This window comes from Curtobacterium sp. USHLN213, from assembly GCF_037144815.1.
Classification (GTDB): Bacteria; Actinomycetota; Actinomycetes; order Actinomycetales; family Microbacteriaceae; genus Curtobacterium.
Window position 1 is genome coordinate 1 of sequence record NZ_JBBCYQ010000005.1, and the last position, 26,847, is coordinate 26,847.

At 70.6% G+C, this 26,847-nt stretch carries 27 protein-coding genes and 2 tRNA genes; 10 read left to right on the forward strand and 19 right to left on the reverse strand.

From position 1 onward, the window contains the following. Positions 1-297: 297 nt before the first annotated feature. Positions 298-1,578 carry an ATP-dependent Clp protease ATP-binding subunit ClpX gene (gene clpX, locus WFH25_RS08190; RefSeq protein ID WP_022907244.1) on the reverse strand — a complete coding sequence of 427 codons (1,281 nt, stop codon included), beginning with the start codon at positions 1,576-1,578 and terminating at the stop codon, positions 298-300. Positions 1,579-1,793: 215 nt separating this feature from the next. Between clpX and WFH25_RS08195 the strand changes: the two genes are divergently transcribed. Together WFH25_RS08195 and WFH25_RS08200 are read left to right on the forward strand one after the other, a co-directional pair. Beyond that, positions 1,794-2,519, forward strand: coding sequence for a YcnI family copper-binding membrane protein (locus tag WFH25_RS08195; protein ID WP_336697348.1), 726 nt, complete (start codon positions 1,794-1,796; stop codon positions 2,517-2,519). Then, positions 2,516-3,226: a copper resistance CopC family protein gene (locus WFH25_RS08200; protein WP_336697349.1), complete on the forward strand. Its 711-nt coding sequence runs from the start codon at positions 2,516-2,518 to the stop codon at positions 3,224-3,226. The genes WFH25_RS08195 and WFH25_RS08200 overlap by 4 nt, the downstream gene beginning before the upstream one ends. Before the next feature lie 65 nt (positions 3,227-3,291). On the opposite strand, the gene WFH25_RS08205 is transcribed toward WFH25_RS08200, so the two are convergent. From WFH25_RS08205 to WFH25_RS08225, 5 genes are all read right to left on the reverse strand, one after another. Then, positions 3,292-3,951, reverse strand: coding sequence for an ATP-dependent Clp protease proteolytic subunit (locus tag WFH25_RS08205; RefSeq protein ID WP_070416572.1), 660 nt, complete (start codon positions 3,949-3,951; stop codon positions 3,292-3,294). Positions 3,952-3,980: 29 nt separating this feature from the next. Continuing rightward, positions 3,981-4,610: an ATP-dependent Clp protease proteolytic subunit gene (locus WFH25_RS08210; RefSeq protein ID WP_336697350.1), complete on the reverse strand. Its 630-nt coding sequence runs from the start codon at positions 4,608-4,610 to the stop codon at positions 3,981-3,983. Positions 4,611-4,778: 168 nt separating this feature from the next. Continuing rightward, the gene (gene tig / locus WFH25_RS08215; RefSeq protein WP_336697351.1) at positions 4,779-6,086 is read right to left on the reverse strand and encodes a trigger factor; all 1,308 of its coding nucleotides are present in this window, start codon (positions 6,084-6,086) and stop codon (positions 4,779-4,781) included. Between the two features lie 36 nt (positions 6,087-6,122). Then, a tRNA-Pro gene (locus WFH25_RS08220) sits at positions 6,123-6,199 on the reverse strand. Between the two features lie 58 nt (positions 6,200-6,257). Beyond that, on the reverse strand, positions 6,258-6,596 hold the full coding sequence (locus WFH25_RS08225; RefSeq protein ID WP_336697352.1) for a hypothetical protein: 339 nt from the start codon (positions 6,594-6,596) through the stop codon (positions 6,258-6,260). 54 nt (positions 6,597-6,650) lie between these two features. Here WFH25_RS08225 and WFH25_RS08230 point away from each other — a divergent pair. The 3 genes from WFH25_RS08230 to WFH25_RS08240 all read left to right on the forward strand — a co-directional run bounded on the left by WFH25_RS08230 (position 6,651) and on the right by WFH25_RS08240 (position 7,660). Beyond that, positions 6,651-6,724 (forward strand) — tRNA-Gly (locus WFH25_RS08230). Between the two features lie 112 nt (positions 6,725-6,836). Continuing rightward, positions 6,837-7,427 (forward strand): ArsR/SmtB family transcription factor, encoded by a 591-nt coding sequence (locus tag WFH25_RS08235; protein WP_071295888.1) that lies wholly within the window; start codon positions 6,837-6,839, stop codon positions 7,425-7,427. Further along, a complete protein-coding gene (locus WFH25_RS08240) occupies positions 7,424-7,660 on the forward strand; it encodes a hypothetical protein (protein WP_336697353.1) in 237 nt (78 codons plus the stop codon). Before WFH25_RS08235 ends, WFH25_RS08240 begins: the two co-directional genes overlap by 4 nt. Before the next feature lie 30 nt (positions 7,661-7,690). Here the strand turns inward: WFH25_RS08240 and WFH25_RS08245 are convergent, their stop codons facing one another. From WFH25_RS08245 to WFH25_RS08275, 7 genes are all read right to left on the reverse strand, one after another. Then, complete coding sequence (locus tag WFH25_RS08245) at positions 7,691-7,981, reverse strand: DUF1905 domain-containing protein (protein WP_070416579.1); 291 nt, start codon at positions 7,979-7,981, stop codon at positions 7,691-7,693. Positions 7,982-8,200: 219 nt separating this feature from the next. Further along, complete coding sequence (locus WFH25_RS08250) at positions 8,201-9,115, reverse strand: endo-beta-N-acetylglucosaminidase H (protein WP_336697355.1); 915 nt, start codon at positions 9,113-9,115, stop codon at positions 8,201-8,203. Positions 9,116-9,143: 28 nt separating this feature from the next. Beyond that, positions 9,144-12,152: an alpha-mannosidase gene (locus tag WFH25_RS08255; RefSeq protein WP_336697356.1), complete on the reverse strand. Its 3,009-nt coding sequence runs from the start codon at positions 12,150-12,152 to the stop codon at positions 9,144-9,146. Positions 12,153-12,226: 74 nt separating this feature from the next. Continuing rightward, entirely contained in the window at positions 12,227-13,612 is a 1,386-nt protein-coding gene (locus WFH25_RS08260; RefSeq protein WP_336697357.1) for a glycoside hydrolase 5 family protein, read from the reverse strand. Further along, a complete protein-coding gene (locus tag WFH25_RS08265) occupies positions 13,612-14,616 on the reverse strand; it encodes a carbohydrate ABC transporter permease (RefSeq protein WP_336697358.1) in 1,005 nt (334 codons plus the stop codon). Before WFH25_RS08265 ends, WFH25_RS08260 begins: the two co-directional genes overlap by 1 nt. Further along, positions 14,613-15,491, reverse strand: a complete 879-nt coding sequence (locus WFH25_RS08270; RefSeq protein WP_071295894.1) for a carbohydrate ABC transporter permease — start codon at positions 15,489-15,491, stop codon at positions 14,613-14,615. The genes WFH25_RS08265 and WFH25_RS08270 overlap by 4 nt, the downstream gene beginning before the upstream one ends. Continuing rightward, on the reverse strand, positions 15,491-16,786 hold the full coding sequence (locus tag WFH25_RS08275) for an ABC transporter substrate-binding protein (protein WP_336697359.1): 1,296 nt from the start codon (positions 16,784-16,786) through the stop codon (positions 15,491-15,493). The genes WFH25_RS08270 and WFH25_RS08275 overlap by 1 nt, the downstream gene beginning before the upstream one ends. Before the next feature lie 111 nt (positions 16,787-16,897). On the opposite strand from WFH25_RS08275, the gene WFH25_RS08280 reads away from it, so the two are divergent. The 3 genes from WFH25_RS08280 (at position 16,898) to WFH25_RS08290 (ending at position 18,612) form a co-directional block, all read left to right on the forward strand. Then, positions 16,898-17,929: a LacI family DNA-binding transcriptional regulator gene (locus WFH25_RS08280; protein WP_336697360.1), complete on the forward strand. Its 1,032-nt coding sequence runs from the start codon at positions 16,898-16,900 to the stop codon at positions 17,927-17,929. A gap of 105 nt (positions 17,930-18,034) precedes the next feature. Continuing rightward, positions 18,035-18,358, forward strand: a complete 324-nt coding sequence (locus WFH25_RS08285) for a hypothetical protein (RefSeq protein ID WP_336697361.1) — start codon at positions 18,035-18,037, stop codon at positions 18,356-18,358. 101 nt (positions 18,359-18,459) lie between these two features. After that, positions 18,460-18,612, forward strand: a complete 153-nt coding sequence (locus WFH25_RS08290) for a hypothetical protein (RefSeq protein ID WP_156794738.1) — start codon at positions 18,460-18,462, stop codon at positions 18,610-18,612. 35 nt (positions 18,613-18,647) lie between these two features. Here WFH25_RS08290 and WFH25_RS08295 read toward each other — a convergent pair whose 3' ends face one another. From WFH25_RS08295 to WFH25_RS08305, 3 genes are read right to left on the reverse strand one after another with little or no spacing between them, the layout of a single operon-like run. Further along, positions 18,648-19,523, reverse strand: a complete 876-nt coding sequence (locus WFH25_RS08295; RefSeq protein ID WP_336697363.1) for an EamA family transporter — start codon at positions 19,521-19,523, stop codon at positions 18,648-18,650. A 10-nt stretch (positions 19,524-19,533) separates the two neighbouring features. Next, positions 19,534-20,196 carry a response regulator transcription factor gene (locus WFH25_RS08300; protein ID WP_070416588.1) on the reverse strand — a complete coding sequence of 221 codons (663 nt, stop codon included), beginning with the start codon at positions 20,194-20,196 and terminating at the stop codon, positions 19,534-19,536. A 39-nt stretch (positions 20,197-20,235) separates the two neighbouring features. Then, the gene (locus tag WFH25_RS08305; protein ID WP_336697364.1) at positions 20,236-21,747 is read right to left on the reverse strand and encodes a sensor histidine kinase; all 1,512 of its coding nucleotides are present in this window, start codon (positions 21,745-21,747) and stop codon (positions 20,236-20,238) included. 90 nt (positions 21,748-21,837) lie between these two features. Between WFH25_RS08305 and WFH25_RS08310 the strand changes: the two genes are divergently transcribed. Next, positions 21,838-22,224, forward strand: coding sequence for a hypothetical protein (locus tag WFH25_RS08310; RefSeq protein ID WP_336697365.1), 387 nt, complete (start codon positions 21,838-21,840; stop codon positions 22,222-22,224). A gap of 469 nt (positions 22,225-22,693) precedes the next feature. After that, on the forward strand, positions 22,694-23,125 hold the full coding sequence (locus WFH25_RS08315; protein ID WP_336697367.1) for a helix-turn-helix domain-containing protein: 432 nt from the start codon (positions 22,694-22,696) through the stop codon (positions 23,123-23,125). A gap of 77 nt (positions 23,126-23,202) precedes the next feature. On the opposite strand, the gene WFH25_RS08320 is transcribed toward WFH25_RS08315, so the two are convergent. Genes WFH25_RS08320 through WFH25_RS08330 form a run of 3 tightly spaced genes read right to left on the reverse strand, consistent with a single transcriptional unit; the run spans position 23,203 to position 26,839 of the window. Beyond that, positions 23,203-24,855: an ABC transporter ATP-binding protein gene (locus tag WFH25_RS08320; protein WP_336697369.1), complete on the reverse strand. Its 1,653-nt coding sequence runs from the start codon at positions 24,853-24,855 to the stop codon at positions 23,203-23,205. Beyond that, the gene (locus WFH25_RS08325; RefSeq protein ID WP_092384056.1) at positions 24,852-25,433 is read right to left on the reverse strand and encodes a GbsR/MarR family transcriptional regulator; all 582 of its coding nucleotides are present in this window, start codon (positions 25,431-25,433) and stop codon (positions 24,852-24,854) included. The genes WFH25_RS08320 and WFH25_RS08325 overlap by 4 nt, the downstream gene beginning before the upstream one ends. Beyond that, positions 25,430-26,839 (reverse strand): serine hydrolase, encoded by a 1,410-nt coding sequence (locus WFH25_RS08330; protein WP_336697370.1) that lies wholly within the window; start codon positions 26,837-26,839, stop codon positions 25,430-25,432. The genes WFH25_RS08325 and WFH25_RS08330 overlap by 4 nt, the downstream gene beginning before the upstream one ends. Positions 26,840-26,847 lie beyond the last annotated feature (8 nt).

A 26,847-nucleotide genomic window follows, 5' to 3' on the forward strand; every position in this document is an offset into this window, starting at 1 on the left:
CGGCGCGGCGCGCGGCGCGCGGCGCGGCGCGCGGCGCAAGCTGCCGGCGCACAATCAAAGTCACCCCGAACCGCGCGCATGCGCGGCTCGGGGTGACTTGCGTTGTGCGCCGCGCGCCGACGCGCAGCGTCGAACCACGAATCCGACGTCGAACCGCAACCGAAGGCCGGTTCGACGTCGGAAACGTGGTTCGAACGTGCGCCCGACGCCAGCCGCCGCGCGAGACGCCAGCTCGCGCGCGGCGCGCAAGCGCGCGAAGCGCAGCAGGGCGCGCAAGCGCGCGCCGCGCGCCCTGCGCTACGCGGACTTCTCGACGCGCTTCGCCCTCGGCCGCGGGACGATCGTCGGCGCAGCGTTCTCGAGCACCGACTCGCGGGTGATCACGACGCGTGCGACATCGTCGTCCGACGGCACGTCGAACATCACCGGCCCGAGCACCTCTTCGAGGATCGCCCGGAGCCCACGAGCACCCGTCTGCCGCAGTACCGCGAGATCAGCGATCGCCTCGAGCGCACCCCGATCGAACTCGAGCTCCACCCCGTCGATCTGGAACATCCGCTGGTACTGCTTCACGAGCGCGTTCTTCGGCTCGGTCAGGATCTGCATGAGCGCCGACTGGTCGAGCTGCGACACCGTGGTCACGACGGGGAGACGCCCGATGAACTCCGGGATGAGCCCGAACTTGTGCAGGTCCTCCGGCAGGACGTCGGCGTAGAGGTCCTGCTGGTCGAGCGGGCTGTGCAGGGGTGCACCGAAGCCGATGCCCCGCTTGCCGACGCGCGACGAGACGATGTCCTCGAGCCCGGCGAACGCCCCCGCCACGATGAACAGCACGTTCGTCGTGTCGATCTGGATGAACTCCTGGTGCGGGTGCTTCCGACCGCCCTGCGGCGGGACGGAGGCGACCGTGCCCTCGAGGATCTTGAGCAGCGCCTGCTGCACGCCTTCGCCCGAGACGTCGCGCGTGATCGACGGGTTCTCGGCCTTGCGGGCGATCTTGTCGACCTCGTCGATGTAGATGATGCCGGTCTCGGCACGCTTCACGTCGTAGTCGGCTGCCTGGATGAGCTTGAGCAGGATGTTCTCGACGTCTTCGCCGACGTACCCGGCCTCGGTCAGGGCAGTGGCGTCCGCGACGGCGAAGGGCACGTTGAGCCGCTTCGCGAGGGTCTGGGCGAGGTAGGTCTTGCCGCAGCCGGTCGGCCCGATGAGCAGGATGTTCGACTTCGCGATCTCGATGTCGTCACGGTCTTCGGCTGCGGTGATCTGCCCCTGCGCGCGGATGCGCTTGTAGTGGTTGTAGACCGCCACTGCGAGGGAGCGCTTCGCCGGGTCCTGCCCGATGACGTACTCCTGCAGGAAGTCGAAGATCTCGCGCGGCTTGGGGAGCTCGAAGTCACCGCTGGCGGTGTCCTCGCCGGCTTCGGCCAGTCGCTCTTCGATGATCTCGTTGCACAACTCGACGCACTCGTCGCAGATGTACACCCCGGGACCGGCGATCAGCTGCTGGACCTGCTTCTGGCTCTTGCCGCAGAAGGAGCACTTGAGCAGGTCAGCGCTCTCTCCGATGCGTGCCATGTCGGTGCCCTCCTTGGTAGACCGATGCAGGTCGACGACCTGCCCGACTCGTACCGAGCCTAATCGCAACCGGTGACACCGACCGCGACGCCGAGCCGGTTTCGCCCGGCGCGTTCGCCCAGGGCGTTCGATCCTGCTACCGTGTCCACGACTTCTCTACAAGTTGTAGAACCGCAGTCGCGGGTCGGAGGACCCGCAGTCCCGGAAGGAACCCCATGTCCAAGCGCCTCGCCGTCGTCGGCACCGCGACCCTCGGCGTCACCGCTGCGATCGTCCTCGGCACCGCGGGTGTCGCCAGCGCCCACGTCTCGGCGACGGCCACCTCGACCGCGGCGAACTCGTACACGACGGCGACCTTCTCGGTCCCGCACGGCTGCGACGGCTCCCCCACGACGAAGATCGAGTTCCAGGTGCCGGAGTCCGTCATCGAGGTCACGCCGACCGTCAACCCGAACTGGACGATCACGAAGGCCACGGCGCCGTACACGAGCCCGTCGGCCTCTGCGGACGACGAGTCCGCCGAGGACGCGGGCGAACGCGTCACGAGCATCACCTACACGGCGAAGACCCCGCTCCCCGCCGACGAGCGCGACACCTTCGCGCTGTCCTTCTCCCTGCCGGACGGCAAGCCCGGCGACCTCGTCGAGTTCCCCGTCCTGCAGACCTGCGAGAAGGGCTCCGTCGAGTGGAACCAGGAGCAGAAGGCCGGAGAAGCCGAGCCCGAGCACCCCGCGCCCTCGATCACGCTGACCGCGGCCGAGGCCACCGACGACGACGGTGACCCGGTCGCCGCCACCCCCACGGCCGCAGCGGCAGCGGAGTCCACGCCCGCCGACCCCGACCTCGTCGGACGCTTCCTCGGCCTCGGCGGCCTGGTGCTCGGCGCAGCCGCCCTGGTCGTCGCCGTCGCCGGCACCCGCCGTCGGAGCGCCTCCAAGTGACGGAGCGCGACACGTCGAAGGGGCGCGTCGCGTCGACGAGGCGCGTCACATCGACGGAGCGGTCACCGCGCCTCCGGCGGGCCTGGAGGCGCGGTGCCGGTGTCGCCGCCACCCTCGCCATCGCAGGCGGTGCGGTCCTCGGCCTGGCCGGCCCCGCCAGCGCGCACAACTACATGATCGCCTCGACCCCGAAGGTCGACGGCACGCTGACCGCGCTGCCGAAGGCCTTCGAGATCACGACGAACGACAAGCTGCTCGACATCGACGACACGAACTCGGGCTTCGCCTACCGGATCGTCGGCCCCGACGGGAAGTACTACGAGGACGGCTGCCTCGACGTGGACGGCCCCTCGATGACCACGACGGCCGCACTCGGCGCCTCGGGGAAGTACACCGTCGAGTGGCAGATCGTCTCCGCCGACGGGCACACCGTGTCCGACGAGTACCGCTTCACGTGGGACGCCCCCGCCGGGTTCACCCCGGCGAAGGGCTCGTCCACCCCGCCCGTCTGCGCCACGGCCGGCAGTGCGGCGAGTGCCAGTGCCGACACCACGGGCACCGCCTCGGGCGACACCGACTCCACGACGTCCGACGCCCTCTGGATCGGTGCCGGCGGCGTCGTGCTCGTCGGGCTCGTCGTCGCGCTCCTGCTGCTCCTGCGTCGTCGCCCCGCCCCCGCGGCCGACGACGACCCCACCGACGACTGACCGCACCGCACGACGAAGGCCCCGCACCGATCGGTGCGGGGCCTTCGTCGTGCGGGACGCCGGTCCTACTTGACGAGCGCCGGCAGGTTCTTGCGGCTCGTGAGGACCTGGTCGATCAGGCCGTACTCGAGCGCCTCTTCGGCGGACATGATCTTGTCGCGCTCGATGTCGTTGTTGACCTGCTCCGGCGTGCGGTTCGAGTGCTTCGACAGGGTCTCCTCGAGCCAGGTGCGCATGCGGAGGATCTCCGCTGCCTGGATCTCGATGTCGGAGGCCTGACCGCCGCCCTGCTGGACCGCCGGCTGGTGGATGAGCACGCGGGCGTTCGGGAGCGCCAGACGCTTGCCGGGGGTGCCGGCAGCGAGGAGCACCGACGCCGCCGAGGCAGCCTGACCGAGGCAGACCGTCTGGATCTGCGGACGGATGTACTGCATCGTGTCGTAGATCGCCGTCATCGCGGTGAACGAGCCACCGGGCGAGTTGATGTACATCACGATGTCGCGGTCCGGGTCCATCGACTCGAGCACGAGCAGCTGGGCCATGACGTCGTCGGCCGACGCGTCGTCGACCTGGACGCCGAGGAACACGATGCGGTCCTCGAACAGCTTCGCGTACGGGTCCTGCCGCTTGTAGCCGTAGGCCGTGCGCTCTTCGAAGCTCGGCAGGATGTACCGATCAGTGGGGGCCGGGACGTTCTGCGCGCCACCGAGCATGGGGAGATGCATTCTCGTTTCCTTTTCTTCGGTGGGTGGGGTCAGGACTGGGCGTCGGGCTCGGCCGCGTCGGTGAGGGTCTCGCCGTCGCCGACGGTGCCACCACCGCCGATGACCTCGGTCGACGATGCACGGAGGTGGTCGACGAAGCCGTACTCGAGGGCTTCCTGCGCCGTGAACCAGTTGTCGCGGTCGTTGTCCTTGAGGATCTGCTCGATCGACTTGCCGGTCTGCTCCGCCGTGAGCTCGGCCATCCGCTGCTTCATGTCGAGGATGACCTTCGCCTGCGTCTGGATGTCGGCGGCCGTGCCACCGAACCCACCCGACGGCTGGTGCAGGAGCACACGCGCGTTCGGGGTGATGTAGCGCTTGCCCGGGGTGCCCGACGAGAGCAGGAACTGCCCCATCGAGGCGGCGAGGCCGATGCCCACCGTGACGATGTCGTTCGGCACGAACTGCATCGTGTCGTAGATCGCCATACCGGCGGTGATCGAGCCACCGGGCGAGTTGATGTAGAGGTAGATGTCCTTCTCAGGGTCCTCGGCGGCGAGCATCAGCAGCTTGGCTGCGATCTCGTTCGAGTTGTCGTCGCGGACCTCGGAGCCGAGCCACACGATCCGGTCTCTCAGAAGGCGGTCAAAAACACTGGGGTTCAGTGTCGCTTCGGCCATGGAAAAGCTCCCGTTCAGTTGTCGCTTGTTGTCGAACTTATCGGGTGCAACGCACCACTTCTCGTCTGTTCGCTGTCGGCAATGCGGTGGTGCCGAAATACGGGACGGGAGGCGTGGTGCCAGCTGGCACCGCGCCTCCCGTCCGTCGTGCTGGTGGCGGCGAGATCGTTACTCGGCGTCCTCCGCAGGCGTCTGCGCGACCCCCGCCGTGAAGGCGGAGAGGTCGACGTCGTCACCGTTGGTGTCCTTGACGGTCACCTTGGAGAGGACGGTCGCGACGGCCTTGGAGCGCGCGACCTCGCCGACCATGCCCGGGATCTGCCCGTTCTGGTCGATGACCTTGATGAACTCGCCCGGCTCCATGCCGTACTGCGCAGCGGCCTGGATGAGGTACTGCGTGAGCTCTTCCTGCGAGACCTGGATCTCTTCCTTCTCGGCGATCGAGTCGAGCAGGATCTGCGAGCGGAAGGCCTTCTCGCTGGACTCGGAGACCTCCTTGCGGTGCTCGTCGTCCTCGAGGCGGTTCTCCTGCTCGAGGTGACGGTGCACCTCGTCCTCGATGAGCTGCTCCGAGATCGGGATGTTGACGTCCTCGATGAGCTTCTCGACGAGCTTGTCGCGAGCCGCGGCGCCCTGACCGAAGGTCTTGGACTTCGCGATCTGCTCCTTGAGGTCCGCCTTGAGCTCGTCGATCGTGTCGAACTGGCTGGCGATCTGCGCGAACTCGTCGTCGGCCTCGGGGAGCTCGCGCTCCTTGACGGCGGTGACGGTCACGGCGATCTGGGCGATCTCGCCTTCGCGGTCGCCACCGACGAGCTTCGACTCGAAGGTGGTGGACTCGCCGGCGGTGAGGGACTCGAGCGCCTCGTCGATGCCCTCGAGCAGGTCGCCGGAGCCGATCTCGTAGGAGACGCCGGTGGCCGAGTCGACCTCGTCGTCGCCGATGGTGGCGGTGAGGTCGATCTGGGCGAAGTCACCCGTCGTCGCCGGGCGGTCGACCGTGACGAGCGTGCCGAAGCGGGTGCGCAGGTTCTGCAGCTCCTCTTCGATCTCGTCGTCCGAGACCTCGACCGCGTCGACGGTGAGCTCGTACTTGTCGTACTCCGGCAGGTCGAACTCGGGGCGGACGTCCACCTCGAAGGTGAGGACGAGGTCGCCCGTGAAGTCCTTGACGTTCGGGAGCTCGGCGACATCGGCCTCGGCACGACCGAGGATGCGCAGCTCCTGCTGCTCCACCGCCTGGCGGTAGAAGTTGTCGATGGCGTCGCCGACGGCGTGGTTCAGGACCTCGCCGCGGCCGACGCGCTGGTCGACGATCGCCGGCGGGACCTTGCCCTTGCGGAAGCCGGGGATGTTGATCTGCTCGGCGATGTGCTTGTACGCGTGGTCGATGCTCGGCTTGAGATCTTCCGGCGTCACGTTCACGGTGAGCTTGACGCGGGTGTCGCTCACCTTGTCGACGGTGCTGGTGGCCAAGGGATGTTCTCCTGTTGGTTGACGTTCGTGTGGTCCTGGTCGGGGCGACAGGATTTGAACCTGCGACCTCCCGCTCCCAAAGCGGGCGCTCTACCAAGCTGAGCTACGCCCCGTTTGACTGGGCCAGGGGTGTCCGCGCACGCCGGTGGGGCGCATGCGACGCCGATGAGTCTAGCGGTCCCCGGGCGCGCGGTTCCCGGCAGGTTCGGAGCCGTCTTCGGCGTCGTCCTGCGCGCGTCGTCGCAGGCCCGTCCGCCATCGCACGCCGACGACGACCTGCACGCCGAGCGCGGCCACCGCGAGCAGGATGCCGGCGACGATGCGCCACGCGTGCAGGAGCGCGTGCGCGGGCTGGGTCTGCGGGTCCCCGAACAGCTCCGGCCGCAACGAGAGGACGATCGCCGCGAGGACGACCAGCACGTAGGAGAGCACGCGCGAGCGCTTGATCCGCCGGGCATTCCGGTCGGTCGGCGGGAGCACGACCCGGGACGACACGGTACGTGGTGACATGTCGGTGCTCGTTCGTCCGCTACGATGGTCGGGCTGCGCCTGGTGCGCAGGCGCGGGGATGTAGCTCAATGGTAGAGCCCCAGTCTTCCAAACTGGCCACGCGGGTTCGATTCCCGTCATCCCCTCCACTCCTCGATCTCGGCCCTTCCGGGCCGTCGATCGGTGTGCGGTGAACCGACTGCAAGGAAGTGTTTGCAACGAACTGTTTGCAAACATCTCTTTGCGGTGTACGGTCGAGCCATGACCGACGAGACCCGCATCCTCGACGTCGCCGCCCTCAAGGCGCTGGCGCACCCGCTCCGGGCGCGCCTGCTCGACCTGCTCTCCCAGAACGGCCCCTCGACCGCGACGTCGCTCGGCGCGAAGCTGGGCGAGTCGAGCGGCTCGACGAGCTACCACCTCCGGCAGCTCGAGCGCCACGGGTTCGTCCACGAGCTCCCCGACCGCGGCAACGCCCGCGAGCGCTGGTGGGAACGCACCGCCGGTCGGATCAGCATCGGCAGCCCCGACGAGGGCCCGGCCTCCCCCGCGCAGCAGACGGCGACGCAGCTCGCGAGCCTCGCCGTGATGGACGCCGAGAACGACCTGGTGCGCGAGTGGACCACCCGTGACCCCGACACCGTCCCGGCCGACTGGCGTGGCGTCTCGGGGTCGTCGACCTACGTCGCGCTCACTCCCGACGAGTACGGCGCGATGTGGCGGGAGTTCGAGGCCGTCATCGAGCGGTACCGCGCCATCCGCGGGCAGGCGGCCGATCTGCCCGAGGGCGTCCGTCGCGTGTTCGCCCAGGTCCGCAGCGTCCCGATCATCGACGAGGAGCCGACACCGTGACCACCTACCAGCCCCGCACGCTCCCGGTCCCGCCCATCTCGCCGATCGAGGTCCTGACCAACCGGCTCGGCACCGCGCTCGTCCGCTGGAGCCTCCGGCACGCCGAACGCCGTGCCCTCCGAGCCGTCACGGCCCGCGAACGCGCTCTCCGTCGCGCGCTCGGTGAGCAGGCCCCGGCGATCACGAGCACGACGACCGACCTGGTCGCGGCCGAGCTCCGTCGGCGCTGGTGACCCGCCCGGCACGACCACCGTCCGCGGACCTCAGGGACCTGCGAGCTCGAGGGTGATCGCCGGTTCGTCGCCCAGCTCGACACCCGCTCGGCGACGTTCCGCGGCCCGGAGGGGCACGAGGTACCCGCCGTCCTTCGGGAAGAGCGAGGTCGTCCAGGTCACCGACCCGATCGTCACGCGGGCGGGGATCACGCCCCAGCCGTAGGTGAGCATCGGAGCGAGGTCGTGGATCACCTCGGCGGCGTCCGGCGGCACGACGGCGTAGAAGAACGGCGCCGGACCGCGCCACTCGATGACCTCGCCGGTGAACTGGAGCTCCACGTCGCGATCGTACGGCGCACCGCACGCGGACGGGCGGGTTCGGCCGCGTTCGTGACCGTTCCGGTTCACGAATCCCGGGTTCCGCGAACCAGGACGGTCAACGCGCACGCGCGCATCCTGCTCCAGCGACGGGAGGCGAGGGACGGGACGGACGCGCCCCGCGCCTCCTGGACCGTGCCGAGGAGACGCGGGGCGCGAGCCGCCGCACCGGACGCGACGTCAGTGGTACGTCGCGGCCTGCCCGTAGAGCACCTGCGTCATCGACGACACGTACGACGAGACGTCACCGTCCGGCAGGTTGTACGTCATGAAGACGCCGTACCCGTCGGCCTTCGTGCGCTGTGCGAGCGACACCGCGGTGGACTGCGCCGTGTTCTGGATGTCGACCGCGGCGGCGGACAGCTTCGCCTTCCCGAGGCCCGGGATCGACGGCGCCGAGTAGGTCCCGTAGTACGGGTTCCAGGCGTAGTCGAGCTTCGAGCCGATGGTGCTGCTCGACGACGAGAGCGACGAGGACGCCGGGCCGATGTCGTAGAACGAGATGAGCTTGCCGGGCATCTGGGCACGGAGCGCGGTGATGAGCCAGCCGATCGACTGCTGGTTCGGCTGCGGCGTGCCGTTCGTGCCGTAGTCGGAGTACTCGTCGTCGAGGTCGACCCCGTCGAGGCCGTACTTCGTGACCGTGGCGGTGACCTGGGACGCGAAGTCCGCGGCGGCGGCCTGGGTCGGGAAGTTCGCGATCCCGGCGCCCTGGTGGTTGCCGAGGATCGACAGCGAGACCTTGATGCCCTTGGCCTGCAGCGGCTTGATCTGCGTCGCCGCGGCGTCGAGCGTCGCCTGCACCTTGTCGTTGTTGTACAGAACGGCCTTCGAGCCGTTCCAGTTGATGTTCGCGGCGAAGATGATCGCCACGTCGAACGCGTTCGCCCCGTTCGCCAGCTGGTAGCGGCCGACGTTCGCGAGCTGGTCGTTGTTGACCTCGACGTACGCGATGCTCGTGGGCCCGGACTTCGTCGCGCTGGTCGCAGACGCGGTCGCTCGCGCCGGGACGGCGGTCGCTGCGGACGGCACGAGTGGTGCCGCGACCATCGCGGCGATGGCCGCCACGATGCCGAACTTCATCGTCTTCTTCATCACATTCCTCCTTGAATGGGTCGGTCGTTCAGTTGTGTGGGAAGCGGAAGGTCCGCACCTCGTAGGCGTCGACGGCGAACGAGGACGCGTCGACGGTCCCGGCCGAGGCCAGTGGCTCTTCGAGCAAGGTGACCTCCGCCCCCGCACCGAACGGGCCGTCGACCACGATCCCGCCGGTCCCCCGCTGCCCGGACGGCTCGTACACCCGCACGACCAGGTCGCCGGACCGGTCGTCGGCGAGCTTGACGCTCGACAGCACGACGTCCCCGGAGACCTGCACGAGCGGGTCGAACCCGTGCCCACCGGTGGTCACCCGCGCAGCGGCGTTCATGACCACGCCGGCCGCCGTCGCCCCGAGCTGGTCGGTGCCGATGACGATCCCGTACCGGTGCGTCTGCACGCCCTGGTCGGTCTCGGGGTCGGGGAACCGCGGTGCCCGCAGCAGCGAGAGCCGCACGGTGGTGGTCACGTGCCCGTCGACGGCGTCGCGCGTGGTGTCGAACCCGTGGATCGAGTCGTTCACGAGGGCGACGCCGAAACCCGGCTCGGACACGAGCACGTAGCGGTGCATCGAGGTCTCGAACTTCGCGGCCTCCCACGAGGTGTTCGTGTGCGTCACCCGCTTCTGCGCCCCGAACTGTGTCTCGGCGACGGTGTGCTCGGCGCGGACGTCGAGCGGGAACGCGACCTTGAGGAACTTCTCGGTCTCGTGCCAGTCGGTCGTCTGGTCGAACTCCAGCGTGCGGGAGTCCGGCGCGAGCACGAGCTCCTGCCGGACCGTCGAGTCGCCGAACGCCCGCTCGACGACGACGCGCGCGACGCCGTCCGCGTCGACCGAACCGTGCAGCCCGGTGACCGACACGAGGTCCTCGACCCGGTTCCGGTAGTACCGGTCGACGTCCCAGGCGTCCCACATGTTCGGGAAGTCCTGGTGCAGCTGCAGCAGGTTCGCCGCCTGCCCGGGAGCGATCGCCTCACGCCCGGTCGCCCGGTCGACGGCGCTCGTCACGAGCCCCTGCGCGTCGACGACGACCCGGACGAGGTCGTTGGCGAGCACGTAGCCGCCGTCCTCCTCGGTCAGTGCCACGGCGGTCGGCTCCGGCACGTCGGTCGCCAAGACCGCGCCCTGCGCGGGTGCACCGGCCTGGAGGAACGGGGCCGGGTTCACGACGACGGCCGCGTCCCCGGTACCGGCGAGCGCCGACAGCGCCTGGTCGATGATCGCGGTCAGGGCGCGGTCCGTCTCGGCGTACTTCGCGACCGCTTCGCGGTGCACCCACGCGATCGAGGTCCCCGGCAGGATGTCGTGGAACTGCTGGAGCAGGACCTGCTGCCAGAGCGCGTCGAGCTCGTCGTACGGGTACTCGAACTCGGTCCGGGATGCGGCGGTCGTGGCCCAGAGTTCGGCCTCGATGAGGAGCTGCTCGGAACGGCGGTTGCCCTGCTTCGTGCCGTGCTGGCTGGTCAGGGTCGCACGGTGCAGCTCGAGGTAGAGCTCCCCCACCCACACCGGCGGGTCGGGCAGCTCGGACTTCGCCCGGTCGAAGAACGTGTCCGGGTGCTCCCAGCGGACCTTCGCACTCCCCTCGAGGTCGGCGAGGCGCTTCGCCGTGCCGGTCATCTCGCGGGTCGTGCCACCGCCGCCGTCGCCCCAGCCGACCGGCGCGATCGACCCCGAGGCGAGCCGGTTCTCGCGGAACTGCCGGGAGGCCTTCGCGACCTCGCTGCCGGACAGCCGCGAGTTGTACGTGTCCATCGACGGAAAGTGCGAGAACACCCGCGACCCGTCGATGCCCTCCCAGAGGAAGGTGTGGTGCGGGAACTTGTTCACCTGGTTCCACGAGATCTTCTGCGTGAAGAACCACTCGAAGCCCGCGCGACGCATGAGCTGCGGCAGGGCCGGGGAGTACCCGAAGCTGTCCGGCAGCCAGACCCCCTTCGGCCGGATCCCGAACTCGCGCTCGAAGAACCGCTGCCCCTGGGAGAACTGACGGACGATGCTCTCGCCCGTCGGCATCACGGTGTCGGACTCGACCCACATGCCGCCGATCGGCAGGAAGCGTCCGGCCGCCACGGCGGCCTTGACCCGGGCGTAGACCTCGGGCCGGTGCTCCTTGATCCACGCGTACTGCTGCGCGCTCGACATGCCGTACAGGAAGTCGTCGGTCTGGTCGATGAGCTCGGTCATCGTCGAGGTGGTGCGGGCGACCTTGCGGATCGTCTCGCGGACCGGCCAGAGCCAGGCGGAGTCGATGTGCGCGTGCCCGACGGCGGAGATCGTGTGGGCGGAGGCCTCGGCGGGCGCGGCGAGGACGTCCGCGAGGGCCGCTCGGGCCTCGGGGGCGGTCGCGGCGATGTGCTGCAGGTCGAGCCGGTCGAGGGCGTCGTCGAGCGCCTGCAGGATCCGCATCCGCCGCGGCCCCTCCGGGAGCTCGGCCTGCAGTTCGAGCAGGACGTCGATGTCGAGCGCGAGTTCGTGCACCTCGGACTCGAAGACGGCGAGGTCCATCCGGCGACTCGTGTAGAGGCGCGTCGACGACGAGGTCTGGACGTCGCCCTCCTGCGTCGGGAGGAAGGGGTGGTAGTCGAGCAGGACGGGGTTCGACGCCGCCTCGACGAAGAGCTCGACGGTCTCGCCGCCGACGGCCTCCTCCGCGACGAGCACCCACTGGTTCCGGGGGTTGATCGACTTCACAGGCGTGCCGTCCGCGCGGTAGACGAGTCCCTCGCACTGGAACCCGGGCATGTTCTTGTCGAAGCCGAGGTCGACGACGGCCTCCACACGGCGGCCGGCCCACTCGTCCGGCACGGTCCCGGTCAGCCGGAACCACGTCGTCCCCCATGCTGCACCCCACGTCGTCCCCACCTCGTACGGCGTGAACTCGAGCGCGAGCCCGGCGGCGGGCGCGATCGGCTCCCCCGGCAGCTCGTGCCACGCGGTCTCGAGCGGCGTCGCGGTGGCGTGCACCGCCGGCAGGATGCGTTCGTCGAGGACGCGTCGCGCCCGGCCGGTGGTGAGGGGGATGTCGTCGTGCATGGGGACCTTCCTGTCGTGCGGTGCTGCTGGACGTGCGGGTGTGCGGGGTGTGCGGGGTGTGCGGGGTGTGCGGCTCAGGCCATCGTGGCCGGGTGGGCCACCGACAGGAGCTCGGTGGCGGTGTCCTCGGGGACGTCGACGTACCGGGTGATGCCCCGGGCGGCGAGCAGCGCGTGGTCGTCGACCCGCGAGCGCAGGACCACCTGGGGCCCGCGTCCGTCCGGTGCCGTCGAGGCGAGGTCGAGCCAGGCGGCGGCGAACCGGCCGCCCGGCGCGCAGTCGGCCCGGAGCCCGCCGCGTTCGGTGCCGTCCGCGAGCACGTCGTCAAGCACGAGGGCGGTGGCCGGCGGCGCGGACACGGCACCGGTCGTGTCGGCCCGGCCGCGGGTGCCGTGCTCGCGGGCGAGGGCGGCGAAGGCCTCCCCCGCCGGCTTCAGCCGACCGTCGTTCGTGAAGAGGCCGAGGTCGTACTCGAGCTCCGGGAAGTCCGCGAGCGACCGCGAGACGTCGTGCGAGCACCACCACGTGACGCCGAGCACGTGCTGCGCGTCGAGCACGTGCCGAATCGTCTGCTCGGTGAACGCGGCGGCGTCGGCGGGGTCGACCACGTTCGTCGGGGCGCCCACCTCCTGCAGCCAGTTCGGGCGCTCGGGGTCGCGGTTCCACGCGCTCGCGAGCTGCAGCAGGTACTCGCCGTGGCGGACCGAGCCGGCCCCGAGTGCGCCGTGCAGGGTCGCCGAGCCGTTGAACACCCACGAGTGCGTGACGGTCGCGTCGCCGTGGTCGGCCGCGTGTTCGGGGCCGAACGGCTGGGCGTCGTCGTACCAGGCCGCGTCGTACTGCGCGACGGTGACCAGGGGCCGTGGACGCGACCCGGTGCCGGGGCGGGCGGGCGGTGCCGAGCCGAGCCGCGCCTCCAGGCCGACCGGACTCGACAGCCCGGCCCGCGCTGCCGCGACCATCGCTGCCGCCCACGCGTGCCCCTGCTCCGCCGTGATGTCGTGCGGCGTCGGGTGCGGCGCGTGCGCGAACTGGTTCACCTCGTTGCCGATGGTGATCCCGAGCAGGTTCGGCTTGTCGGCGACGGACGCGGCGAGCGCCTCGACGTAGGCCGCCGTCGACGCGACCACGTCCGGGTCGGTGAACATGTTCCGGCGGTGCCAGCTCTCGAGCCACGAGGGCACGAAGTCGAAGCTCGACAGGTGCCCCTGCAGCGCGTCGACGTTGACGTCGAGCCCGAACGAGCCCGCGATGTCGACGACCGTCGCGACGTCCCGGAGCGCCGACGGCCGGATGAGCGTCCGGTTCGGCTGCACGACCGGCCAGAGCGGGAAGATCCGCACGTGGTCCGCGCCGAGCGACGCGATCTGCTCCATGTCCCGCGCCGTGTCCGACGGCGAGAAGTCGAGCCACGAGTGGAACCAGCCGACCGAGGGGGTGTGGTTGACGCCGAAGCGCATCAGCCCTTCACCCCGCCCTCTTCGACGCCCTTGAAGAAGAACCGCTGCAGGATCGCGAAGATCACCGCGATCGGGATGAACGCGATCATCGTGCCGGCCGCGATCATGCGCTGGTCGGTCGCGAACGTGCCCTGCAGGTACTGCAGCCCGACGGTCAGCGTCAGCTTGTCCGGCGACTGCAGCACGATGAGCGGCCAGAGGAAGTCGTCCCACGCGCCGATGAACGAGAAGATCGCGATGACGGCGATGGTCCCCTGCACGGCGGGCAGCGAGATGTACCGGAGCCGCTGCAGGGCGTTCGCGCCGTCCATCACGGCTGCCTGGTCGATCTCCTCGGGGATCTGCCGGAACGCGTTGAACATGAGCAGGACGTTGAGCGCCGCGATCATGCCGGGCAGGGCGACGCCGACGAGGGAGTCGGCGAGGCCGAGGTCCTTCACTGTGACGAACTGGGAGATGATCGTCGCCTCGCCCGGGAGCACCAGGGTGGCCAGGAAGAGCCCGAGCACGGCCTTGCGGAAGCGCCACTGCAGCCGGGCCAGCGCGAAGCCCGCGAGGGTCGCGAACACGATGTTGCCGAGCACGTCGATCGCGGCGACGACGAGGGAGTTGCCGATGTACCCGAACACGGGGATCGCTTCGCCCACCCGCAGGTAGTTGCCGAAGGTCGGCTGCGTGGGGATGAAGGACGGGTTCGCCGTGTAGATGTCCTCCCCCGTGCCCTTCAGCGAGGTCGACAGCTGCCAGAGGAACGGCCCGATCGTGATGAAGAGGACCACGACGAGCAGGACGTAGCGGAGCACCTTCTCGCGGGTGGACATGACGCCCCACGCGGCGCGGCGCCGCTTGCGCCCGTTGCGTCCGTTGCGTCCGTTGCGTCCGTTGCGTCCGTTCGGCCGGGAGGCGCGGCTCCCGTCGGTCGCGCCGGTCACGTCCGGCGCGGGTGCGGCCGCGCCGGCGGCGCCCCCGAGGACGGGTTCGGTGGTCGAGGTCGTGTTGGTCACTTGTCCGCCTTGCTGTTCATCCGGGCGAGGGCGAGCATCGGGATGAGCGTCACGACGAAGAGCAGGAGGCTCAGGGCGGACGCGTAGCCGAGGTTGCCGGTGAAGCCGCGGGCGTACTGCTGGATGAGCATGACGAGCGAGTTGTCCTGCCCGCCCGGTCCGCCGGTGCCGTTGGTGAGGATGTAGAGCTCGCTGAACACCCGGAGCGCGCTCACGCACACGAGGATGCCGACGAGGGTCATGGTCCCCCGGACACCGGGCATGGTCACCGACCAGAACCGGCGGACGGAGCCGGCGCCGTCGAGGGCCGCGGCTTCGTGCAGGTCCTTGCCGACGTTCCCGAGGGCCGCCAGGAAGATGATCATGTAGTACCCGAGGCCCTTCCAGACCGTCAGGCTGATCGCGCTGAAGACGAGCAGCCACCGGTCGGTGAGGAACGGGATGGAGCTCTGCACGATCCCGAGGGACTGCGCCATCTCGTTGATGACCCCGCGGTCGTCGAGGATCCAGTTCCAGATGAGCCCGACGACCACGGCGCTGGCGATCACCGGCGTGTAGTACGCGGTCCGGAAGAACGCGATGCCGGGGAGCTTCCGCTCGACGAGCACCGCCATGAGCAGCGGGAGCACCGTCAGCAGCGGCAGGCACACCGCCATGTAGATGACGCTGTTGAGGAGCGCCTCCCACACCTGCGGGTCGGCGAGCAGCGTCTCGAAGTTCTCGAGGCCCACCCACTGGCTCACGCCCCCGAGCGGGCTGGCGTTCGTGAACGACAGCCGGACGGTGTTGATCGACGGCCAGAGACTGAACGCGAGCAACCAGACGAGCGCCGGCAGGACGAGCAGCCAGGGCGTGAACCAGCGGTTGGCGCGCATCAGCTGTTCGCCAGCAGGCTGTTCATCTTGGTCTGCGCGGTCTGCAGCGCCTTTTCGGGCGTCGTGCCGCCCTTCATCGCCAGCGCGATCTGCTGGTCGAGGAAGTCGGTCATCGCCGAGTTCGCCTCGACCGGGTTGAGGTTCTTCGCCGTCTTCAGGGCGTCGTTGGCGAGCACGCGGGCCTTGGCCTCGACGGTGCCGTCGTCCTTCGAGAAGTACGGGTCCGACTGCGACGAGGTGGTCGACGGGAAGATGTTGACCAGGTGCGCGAAGGCCTCCTGGTTCTTCGCGTTCGTCATGAAGGCGGCGAGCGCCTCGGCCGTGGCGATGTGCTTGCTCTTCGCGCTGACGCTGAGGCCCTGCACGTAGAGCGGCGGGTTGTCGAGGGCCGACGACACGACGATGTTGCCCTTGAGCGAGGGGTTGTTCTTCTCGAAGTCGCTGATCGCGGTTGCGCCACCGGTGGTCCAGGCGACCTTGCCCTGCGTGAACAGGGTGGAGTTGCCGAGGTAGTCGGTGTTCAGGACGGACGAGGGCATCAGGCCCTCCTTGTAGGCCTTCGCGTACTTCGCGATGAGGTCGGCCGCCTTCGACGAGTTCGCGAAGGTGAACTTCGTGCCCTGGTCGTTGATGATCTTGACGCCGGCGAGCGAGAAGTCCGACAGGCCGGGCTTGCGGCTCATCAGGTAGTCGTCCGGGCACTTCTGGTGCATGGTCTCGGCCTGCGCGAAGAGCTCGTCGGTCGTCTTCGGCGGGTTCGCCGGGTCGAGGCCGCACTGCTCGAACATCGTCTTGTTCCAGTAGTCGACGTCCGTGTTGAGGTACCACGGGTAGCCGAAGGTGCCGTCGACGCCCTTGTAGTTGTACGCGGCGAGCGCGCCCTTGACGTAGGTGCTCGAGAGCTTCGAGTCGTCCTTCGCGACGTCCTGCAGGAAGCCGCGCTTGGCGAGGGGCAGGGCGATGTCCGGCGGCAGGTTGATCACGTCGGGCAGGGAGTTCGACGACGCCTGGCTGAGGACCTTGTCGGCGTAGCCGTCGCCGGGCTGGTCGACGAGCTTCACCTTCGCGTCCGGGTACTTCGCCTCGAAGTCCTTGATCACGCCGTTGAGGTAGTCCGTGTAGGTCGGGGTCAGCGCCCAGGTCTGCAGGGTGATGGATCCGTCGACCTTGCCGCTCCCGCCGCCGCTGCCCGCGCTGCTGCCGCTCGAGCACGCGGTCAGCACGAGGGCCGTGACGGCCGCTCCGGCGAGGATCGCGAGGGCGCGTCCCGTCGTCCTGCGTGTGGTGTTCTTCATCGCTCGTGACTCCTTCGTCGTGGTGCGCGTCGTGCTGAACCGGTTCAGTCCCCGTCACCGATCCGTGTGAATGGAGCGATGATTTCCGACTAAAGCGTTATAGTCAACCCCGTGGCCCAGAACCGTCGTACGACGATCGCCGACATCGCCGCACGAGCCGGCGTGTCCATCAGCGCGGTCTCGTTCGCGCTCAACGACCGCCCCGGCGTGTCCGACGAGACCCGCGCGCGGGTGCAGGCCATCGCCCGCGAACTCGACTGGCAGCCGCACACCGCCGCACGGGCCCTGGGCGGTGCGAAGGCCGGGTCGATCGGCTTCGTGCTGAACCGGCCGGCCCGGACACTCGGCACCGAGTCGTTCTTCGGCGACCTCATCTCGGGGATCCAGCTCGGGCTCGCCGGCAGTCACGTCGGCATGAACCTCCTCGTCGCGCGGGACGCCGCCGAGGAGCTCCAGACCTACCGGGACTGGTGGCGCGGACACCGGGTCGACGGCGTGATCGTGATCGACCCCCGCCGCGACGACGACCGGCTCACGCTGCTCACCGAGCTCGGGATGCCCACCGTCGTCGTCGGGTCGCACCCCTCGGCCGAGCCCGCGGCACCGACGGTCTGGATCGACGACTCCGACGCGACCGACACCGTGCTGCGGTACCTCCACGCGCTCGGGCACCGGCGGATCGCGCACGTCGCCGGACGACCGGAGTTCGAGCACACGGCGATGCGGATCGACCGCCTCCGCGAGTTCACCGCGGCCGAGGGGCTCGAGGACGCCGTGTCGATCCCGACCGACTACTCCGCCGAGGCCGGGGCGAGCGCGACCAGGTCCCTGCTCTCGCGGAGCGTCCGCCCCACCGCGATCGTGTACGACAACGACGTGCTCGCGGTCGCCGGACTGGGCGTGGCGAGCGAGATGGGCGTGCGCGTGCCGGGTGACGTCTCGATCGTGTCGTTCGACGACTCGGCGATGGTCCGGCTCGTGCGGCCGTCGATCACCTCGCTCACGCGTGACACGGTCGAGCTCGGGCAGCGGGCAGCGACGCTCCTGCGCGAGCAGATCGACGCCGGCTCGCCGCTGCCGTCGCGCCCGGGGCCGTCGCTGACGCTCAGCGTGCGCGAGTCGACCGGCCGCGTGCACCCCTGACCCGCCTGCGGCGCAGGCCCGTCGACACGCCGATCCCGGGCGCCGCGTGCGCACGGGCAGCGCGGCCGACTTGACGCCGGTTCGAACACACGTTCGAATACTCTCGTGGGACGGCGTCGCGAGAACCGGTGGCAGCCCCCGGAACACCCGGAGGTCGAGCGTCCGCGCGCCTACTCCCTCTCCGAGGACGCCCGCGGTCCGGACGTCTGCCACGCCGTCACCCCCGTGCCGGTCTGGGCGTGGATCCAGTTCCCCACGTTCCACGTCCGCGTGAAGGCCTTCGCGAAGAGCTGGACCCGCGATGCCGTACTCGTCGAGTGGGCGCAGTTCGGGCAGCAGGCGAACGCGTGGGTGTGGCGGTCCGCGGTGAAGCACCGCACCCTGCGTGCCGACGCGTCGCGGCGCAGTCCGCAGAACGCACCACGTTGACTTCCCCCGACATCGCGAGGATCGTTTACGGAACACCGGTACAGCAAGTAACTCACTGATCGAGACATTCGGTCCGAGTGCTGACGCTGGGAGGAGGCACCATGAAGAAGAGCGAGGTGCCGTCCTGGGTCGCCCACGTGCTCACCCCGCCCGAGGTCATCGCGGCCTACGTCGAACGACGGGTCAACGACCCGGCGTTGCTGACGGGTGAACACACGGAACCCACGTACGCGGACTTCCTCCGCGACGAGTAGACGGTCTTTCCGGAGGCGCGGCACACGTTCTTGACTCACGGAACGGGATCCGCGCCTCCCGTTCGACCGCCCCGACCACGACGCGCGGACAGCGTCACGCCCACGCTCGCGGCGGTGACGCACGCGAGGGCGACGACCTCGAGCAGCGCGAGCGCCTCGTGCAGGATCAGCAGGCCCGCGAGGGCTGCGATCGCCGGCCCGAGGCTCTGCAGCACCCCGAAGACACGGGTCGGCATCCGCCGGAGCGCGAGCATCTCGAGCGCGTAGGGCAGGACGCTCGACAGCACGGCGACGCCGCCGAACACGAGGAGGAGCACCGGTTCACGGACGACCCCGTCGACCGCCGACCGGAGCCCGAACGGCAGCGACACGAGCATCGCGACGAGCATCGACACGGCGAGCCCGTCCACGCCGGGGATCGCGGCGCCCACGTGCCGGTTCATGACGATGTAGCCCGCCCAGCACCCCGCGGCGAGGACGGCGAACACGACACCGCCCACCGCGGTCACCGCCGCCGGACCGACCCCGAGCAGCACGACCCCGGCGAGCGCCAGCACCGCCCAGAGCACGTCGCGCCACCGTCGGGTGTGCACGAGGGAGAGGGCGAGCGGGCCGAGGAACTCGATCGTCACCGCGACCCCGATCGGGATGCTCGCGAACGCCACGTAGATGAAGACGTTCATGCCGCCGAGCGCCAGCCCGAGGCCGATCGCACCGAGCCACTGCTGCCGGGTCCAGTGCCGGACGCGCGGCCGGACCACGAGCGCGAGGACGACGGCCCCGATGACGAGCCGCAGTGTGGCGGCACCGACCGAGCCGACGTCGTCGAACCGGGTCTTCGCGATCGCGGCGCCGAGCTGCACGGACACCATCGCCGCGAGGGCGAGGAGCGGCGCCGGGACGCGGTTCACCGGTGCGCCGTCACCCGAGGTAGGCGAGCACGGCGAGGACCCGACGGTGGTCCTCGCCCGTGTCCTCGAGCGCGAGCTTGCCGAAGATGCTCGAGACGTGCTTCTCGACCGCGCCGGTGCCGATCACGAGCGCGCGGGCGATCGCGGCGTTGGTGCGGCCCTCGGCCATCAGCCCGAGGACGTCCCGCTCGCGCGGCGTGAGCGCTGCGAGCGGATCACGGCGGCGGCTCATGAGCTGGGTGACGACCTCGGGGTCGAGGACGGTGCCGCCGGCGGCGATGCGGCGGACGGCGTCGTCGATCTCCTCGAGCCGGGTGACGCGGTCCTTGAGCAGGTAGCCGATGCCGGTCGCGCCCGCCGCGAGAACGTCCTCGGCGTAGGTGGCCTCGACGTACTGGGACAGCAGGAGCACGCCGGTGCGCGGAGCCCGGCGCCGGGTCTCGACCGCGGCGCGGACGCCCTCGTCGGTGAAGGTCGGTGGCATCCGCACGTCCATCACCACGACGTCGGGGGCACCGTCGGGGAGCGTGGCGAGGAAGGAGTCGGCGTCGGCGTACTGCCCGATGACGTCGATGCCCGCTTCGTCGAGCACCCGCGAGAGTCCTTCGCGCAGGAGCACGGCGTCGTCGACGACGACGGCCCGGATGCGTGCTGCATCCGGGCCGTCGCTCATGCCGACCAGCCTAGTGGGAGCGCGGACGCTCCCGGGGGCTCACGAGCGCGTCGTGGGCACGCCGTTCAGGGCGCCGAGCGGGATCCGTGCCGTCGCCTCGGTCGGACCGCCCTCGGGGCTCGAGACCGTCAGCTCGCCGTCGAGGGCGCGCATCCGGCCCATCAGCCCCTCGATGCCGTGCCCCTCCTGCGGGCGGGCCCCACCGCGGCCGTCGTCGGTGACGCTGACCGTGAGGTACCAGAGTCCGGAGGCGTCGACCACGAGTCCGAGGTACACCCCGGCGGTCGAGGCACCGGCGTGCTTCGTGGTGTTCGTCAGCAGCTCGCTCACCGTGAAGTACACGTTGCGCTGGATCTCGGTCGCGAGCTCGAGCCCGTCGGGCAGGCGGACGTCCAGGCCGACGGGGATCGGGGTCCGGGCGACGAGGGCCTCGAGCGCGGCGACGAGCCCGCGGTCGAGCAGGATGGGCGGTGCGAACCCGCGGGACAGGGCACGCAGTTCGTCGAGGGCGTCCTGGGCGTGCTCCGACGCCTCGCCGATGAGCTGCTTCGCCTTCACCGGGTCCTTGTCGAAGGCGCGCTCGGCCGCGGACAGGTCCATGCGCAGGCGGACGAGTCGCTGCTGCGGGCCGTCGTGCAGGTCGCGCTCGATCTGGCGGAGTGCCTGGCCCTCGGCGGTGACGGCACCGGCACGGGAGGCCTGGAGCCCGGCGACCCGACGCTCGAGCTGCTCCGCACGGAACCCGCCGAGCAGACCGAAGTCGATCCAGAAGTGCGCGATCACGGAACCGCGGGCCCACAGCGGGAAGAGCACCACCGAGGCGGCCATCGACAGGAGTCCGAGGAACCCGAAGCCCACGACGGACGTCATGTCCCACCCGAAGTACTGCGCGCTCATGCCGTTCACGAACGCGACCCCGGCGAGGCCGATCGGCCAGAGGAAGCCGGCGAGGAGCAGTGCGCCGGCACCCACCGTGCAGAGCGCCGCGATCGGGTACACGACCGCCGCGTGCAGCAGGTACAGCCAGTAGTGCGGGTTGGCGACGGCCGAACCCGTGCGCGTCCACCAGTTCTGCTGCCACCGGGGCGTCCAGTCGACCGGTCGGATCGGGCGGCTGTCGGCCCACCCGATGCGGAGCTTCTCGAACTGGCCGAGCCACCGCGCGACGAACAGCGCGATGAAGAACATCAGCAGGACGAACGGGTTGAAGAGGTCGCGGAAGCCGCCGCCGAAGATCGCCGCGGGGAACGCGGCGTAGAGCGTGCAGAGCAGCACCGCCGTGAGGGCCATGTAGCCGAAGTCGCGCGGCAGGCGCTTCCACGCCTCGCGGTAGAACGCACCGGCGGTCATGCCCGTGCCCGATCCGGACCCACCGGGCGCGGTCGGGTGTGCCGGCGGGACGCTCGGGCCCTGGCCGCTCGCGGGCGGCGTCGACGACCACGTCGGGGGCGTCTGGTTCGGCTGTGCGGGCATCGGTTCGGTGGCTCCTGGCGGGACGGAGTCGTGCAGCGGGACGGTCTCGGCCTGGTCGAGGCGGGCGGTGTCGGTCATGACACCAAGCCTCGCGATCACCGGCTCGATCCCCCATCCTGCCCCCTCCCGAACCGGAGGTGGGGTTATCCCCCGCACCGGCCGGCGGCGGTGTTCGTCGCCACGGTCGTGGCGGGTGTCTGCGGAGCGGTCGTGCTCGTGGCCGCCCTGCGGTCCCGGGACCGCCGCGCCATCGCGTTCGGGGTCGCGGCGCTCGTGGCGTTCGGCGTGCTGACCGTCCGTGGTCTGCGCGGACCGCAGCGCGTGCTCGGCTGGGTCGTGACGATCGCCGCGGCGCTGTGGTTCGTCGTGTCCGTCCTGACACAGACGGTCCCGCCGCCCTCCACCGCGCAGGAGGTCCTCGCCGTCGTGTACGCGGTCCCCGGCGTGCTGCAGGCGGTCGTGTTCCTCGCGGCGGCCGTCCTCGTCGCCGTGCCCCTGCTCCGCCCGGTCGGTGCCGGCGCGGGGTCGCTCTGGTCCTCCGCCGAGGTCCGCTGACCCGCACGCTCCACAGATCGGACACCGGCGCCCTCGCCCGGGTGTCCGACATGGCAGCGTCATGGCGTGGAAGATGCACTCCGAGCACTGGTGGACGCCGTCGGCCTCGACGTTCAATACGGCGACGAGGTCCTCGCCGACGACGAGCGCTGGACGCTCGACCTCGGCTCGACGACCGACCACGTCTGGGTTGCGTCGACCGCCCGCACCGAGGTGTGGCTCCGACGCGGCGACGACGTCTGGGTGGTCTCGCCGGGGACCGCAGCGATCGTCGCGCCGGGAGTTCCGGTGACGGTGGGCACCGGCCCGGATCGCTCACCAGCACCGACGGCCGACGGCCGACGATGCGTGGTGCAGTCCGACGGGCGTCCACCTCGGGACCGCGTCGTTCGGCCCGTTCGTCGACGAAGCGCTCGGGCTCGGCGCGCTCGTCCACACCGAGCCACCCGAGGCACCGCACGAGGACATCGTGCTCGCCCTCGCCCACATCGCGTCGCTCGTCGGCGGCCGGTGGAGGGCATCGCGCCGGGACGCCCTCGCGCGTGTCGTCGTCATGACCGTGCTCGGCGACAACCCACCGTCGTTCCTCGCGGATGCGAGCCTGACGACGTGCATCGATCGGCTCCTCGACGGCGGCGACCCCGTGCCGATCGACGAGCTGCGGCGCGGCACCGGCATGTCGGCGAGCACCGTGCGGCGCCGGTTCCGCGCGACGACCGGCTGCTCGCCCGAGGAGCTCCGACGGTGGTTCCGGTCGCTCGCCCTCCGTGCCGCACTCGCCGCCGACGACGCCGACCCGGCCGCCGTCGCTGCCCACGCCGGGTTCAGCACCACGAGTTCGATGCGGCGCTCGCTCCGGCGCGTGCGAGCGCCCGATGTCCGTGTTCCATCCGCGCTCTGACCGTTCTGGTTCGCGGATCCCGGGATCCGCGAACCAGGACGGTCAATCGCCGGACAGAACGTGCGGTCGCCCGGGGCTCACGCGCCGAGCGACGCCAGCCGTTCGGAGCGACGGGCGGCCTGCTCGACCGGGTCCGGCACGGGTGCCGCCTGGATGAGCCGCCGCGTGTACGGGTCCTGCGGCGCGCGCAGGATCGCGTCGCGGCTCCCCTGCTCGGCGACCCGTCCGCCGTGCAGCACCACGACCCGGTCGCAGAGCGTGTCCACCACGGCCAGGTCGTGCGTGACGAAGAGGCAGGCGAACCCGAGTCGTTCCTGGAGCTCCCGGAAGACGTCGAGCACCCGTGCCTGCACCGAGACGTCGAGCGCGCTGGTGGGCTCGTCCGCGATGAGCAGCGCGGGGTCCAACGCGACGGCACGGGCGATCGCGACGCGCTGCCGCTGGCCGCCGGAGAGCTCGTGCGGGAAGCGCTCGCGGAAGCCGCCGTCGAGCCCGACGTCCGCGAGCAGGCGCTCCACCCGCTCCCGGACCTCGTCCGCGGGCAGTCCGAGGATCTGCCGGAGCGGTTCGGCGACCGTCTGCCCGACCGTGTACCGCGGGTTCAGGGAACGCAGCGGGTTCTGGAAGACGACGCCGACGCGACGGCGCATGGCACGCCGGGAGGCACGGTGCGCGCCCGCCACGTCCGTCCCCTCGACGAGGACGGCGCCCGCGGTGATCGGTGCGAGTCCGACGGCGGCTCGGCCGATGGTGGTCTTGCCGCTGCCGGACTCCCCGACCAGGCCGACGATCTCTCCCCGGCCGACGGTGAACGACACGTCGTCGACCGCACGGAAGCGCCCACGGAGTGCTCCGCCGTACTCGACCACGAGGTGCCGGACGTCCAGGACGGGTGCGGCGACCTCCGCGGCGGGGTCGACCCGCGCCTCCTGGACCACACCGGTGCCCATCCGCGGGACGGCGGCGAGGAGTTCGCGCGTGTAGTCGGCGGCGGGTGCGGCGAAGACCGCGCTCGCCGAGCCGGTCTCGACCACGCTTCCGCGGCGCATCACCACCACGCGGTCGGCGATGTCCGCCACGACGCCCATGTCGTGCGTGATGAGGAGAATCGCGGTCCCGGTGCGTTCGCGCAGCCTGCGGAGGACGCCGAGGACCTCGGCCTGCACGGTCACGTCGAGCGCGGTCGTCGGCTCGTCCGCGATGAGGAGGTCCGGGTCGGCCGCGAGCGCCATCGCGATCATGACGCGCTGGCACTGGCCGCCGGAGAGTTCGTGCGGGTACTGGCCGAGTCGGCGTTCGGGCTCCGGGACCTCGACGGCGCGGAGGAGGTCGAGCGACCGTTCCCGCACCGCGGCACGGTCGAGGCCGTCCTCGGCGCGACGGACGGCCTCGGCGAGCTGGAACCCGACCGTGAAGACCGGGTTCAATGCGGCGGACGGGTCCTGGAAGATCATCGAGACCCGGCGGCCACGTGCGGCTCGGAGGGTGCGCTCGTCGGCGCCGAGGACCTCGAGGTCACCGAGGCGGATGCTGCCGGTGGCACGTGCGCCGTCCGGGGCGATGCCCATCGCCGTCATAGCGGTCATGCTCTTGCCGGAGCCGGACTCGCCGACGACGGCGACCACCTCGCCGCGACCGACGGTGAACGAGGCGTCGTCGACCGCACGGACCACGGTGCCGTCGACGTCGAACGTGACGCTGAGGTGCTCGACGGTGAGGACGTCGCTCATGGGGTCTCCGATCGGTCGGGGTGGTCGCGGGCGTCCTTGAACGCCTCCCACTCCTCGAGCATCTTGCGGTGGTAGCCCTGCAGCCACTGCATGTAGTCGCGGCCGTTGAGCAGGCGCTCGCGGACCTCGGCGTCGACGTCGCCGGAACCGGTCCGGCCCGCCGCCTCGACGACGGCGAGACCGTGGCCGATGATGTCGCGCTGGCGGTCGAGGTACTTCCGCTCGCTCGCGAGCCAGGACCCCCACACGTCGGCCTCGGCGCGGAAGTAGTGGCTGCGCTCGCCGGGGACGGTGTGCCGCTTCACGAAGCCGGAGTCGACGAGCCGCCTGGTCGCCATCGACACCGAGCCCGAGCTGGCGCCGAGGGCGGCCTGCAGGTCGGCGGACGACGAGTGCGGAGCGCGCGTCATCATGAGGTACCCGAGCACCCGGGCGTCGGTGAGGGGCATGCCCGCGGCGTCGTTGAGCATGAGGGCGAACTCCTCGACGAAGGTCTGCCGCTCCGGTTCGAGGACGACGTCGTCGACGGGGTGCTCGTCGGTGTGCGCGCGGACACCGGCGCGGTCGTCGCCGCTCACGGTGCCAGTCCAGCCGCGACCTCGGGTCGCTCGGACGGGATCGTCCAGGGTTCCTCGCTCATGCCGCCGCCTCCGCGGATCGACACCACGGTGCCGTCGGCGTCGCGCTCGTAGGCGATGTCCTCGTCGATCGACCCGAAGCGGTTGCCGTGGGTCATCCGGAGCGTGTCGGCGTCGACGACCTCGAGCCGGGTCGGAGTGTCGAGCGGCTCGGGGCCCGACGGGTCGACCTCGACGAGTCGGTCCCCGATCCGGGCGATGTCGGTGACGCCCCACGGGTTCGCGAAGCGCCCCGTGAACGTGTCGGTGTCGACATCGTCGGGCACCGGCGTCCCGGGGGCGTCGTCGTCCGCCGCGGCGTCGAGCATCCGGATGATCGCGGTGGCGATGAGCGTCGCCGGGCCGGCCGCGGCGCTGGTGAGCACCGAGACGACGAGACCGGAGGCCGGGTCGAACATCGACTGCGTGATGTGCCCGGGGAAGCCGCCGGAGTGGCCGCGGATCTCCCGGCCACCGATCCGGTCGACGATGAACCCGGCACCGTAGCCGCGCGCCGCGGGGTCGTCCGTCGCGCTCCACGCCTTGCGCTGAGCGAGCCGCTTCGAGTGGTCGTCGAGCAGGGTGCCCTGCCCGATGACGTGCTGCGAGAAGTACCGGACGAGGTCGGAGGCGGTGCCGTGGAAGCCCGTCGCCGCTGCCATCGCGCGGGTGTCGACGTGGTCGATCCGCCGACGCTGCCGAGCGACGTGGAACCCGGTGTACCCGACCACGAAGTCGTCGGCGCGCGCGGGGTCCCAGTCGGGCCCGGTGTTCCGCAGGCCGAGCGGTTCGGTGATCGACTCGCGGACGAAGTCGTTGTACGACCGACCGGACACCGCGGCGATGACGAGTCCGAGCAGGGAGTACCCGAGGTTCGAGTAGTTGAACGACGATCCGGTGGGCACCTTCTGCCCGCGGTCGAGGACGAGCGCGAGGAGTTCCTGTTCGTCCGGGAAGGGCCGGAGCAGCGACCAGTAGTCGCCGTCGTGACCGTCCCGGATCACGCCGGCCCCCATCTCCATGAGCTCCCGGATCGTCGCGTCGGCGAGGGGCGAGCCGCCGTCGACGAGCGCCGGGAGATACGTGCCCACCGTGTCGTCGAGCCGCAGCGACCCGCGCTCGGCGAGCTGCAGGAGCGCGGTGGCGGTGAAGGTCTTCGAGTGCGAGGCGATGCGGAACAGGTCGGTGGTGGTGAGGCGGCGCCCGGCCTCGACGTCCGCGTAGCCCCAGGCCTCGTCGAAGAGGACCTCGTTGCCGAACCCGATCGCGACCTGCACGCCGGGGACGCGGAGCTGCCACACCTTGTACGACACCCACTCGTGGATGTAGGGCAGGGTCTTCCGGTAGGCGGCGAGGGTGTCTGTCACGGTGGTCC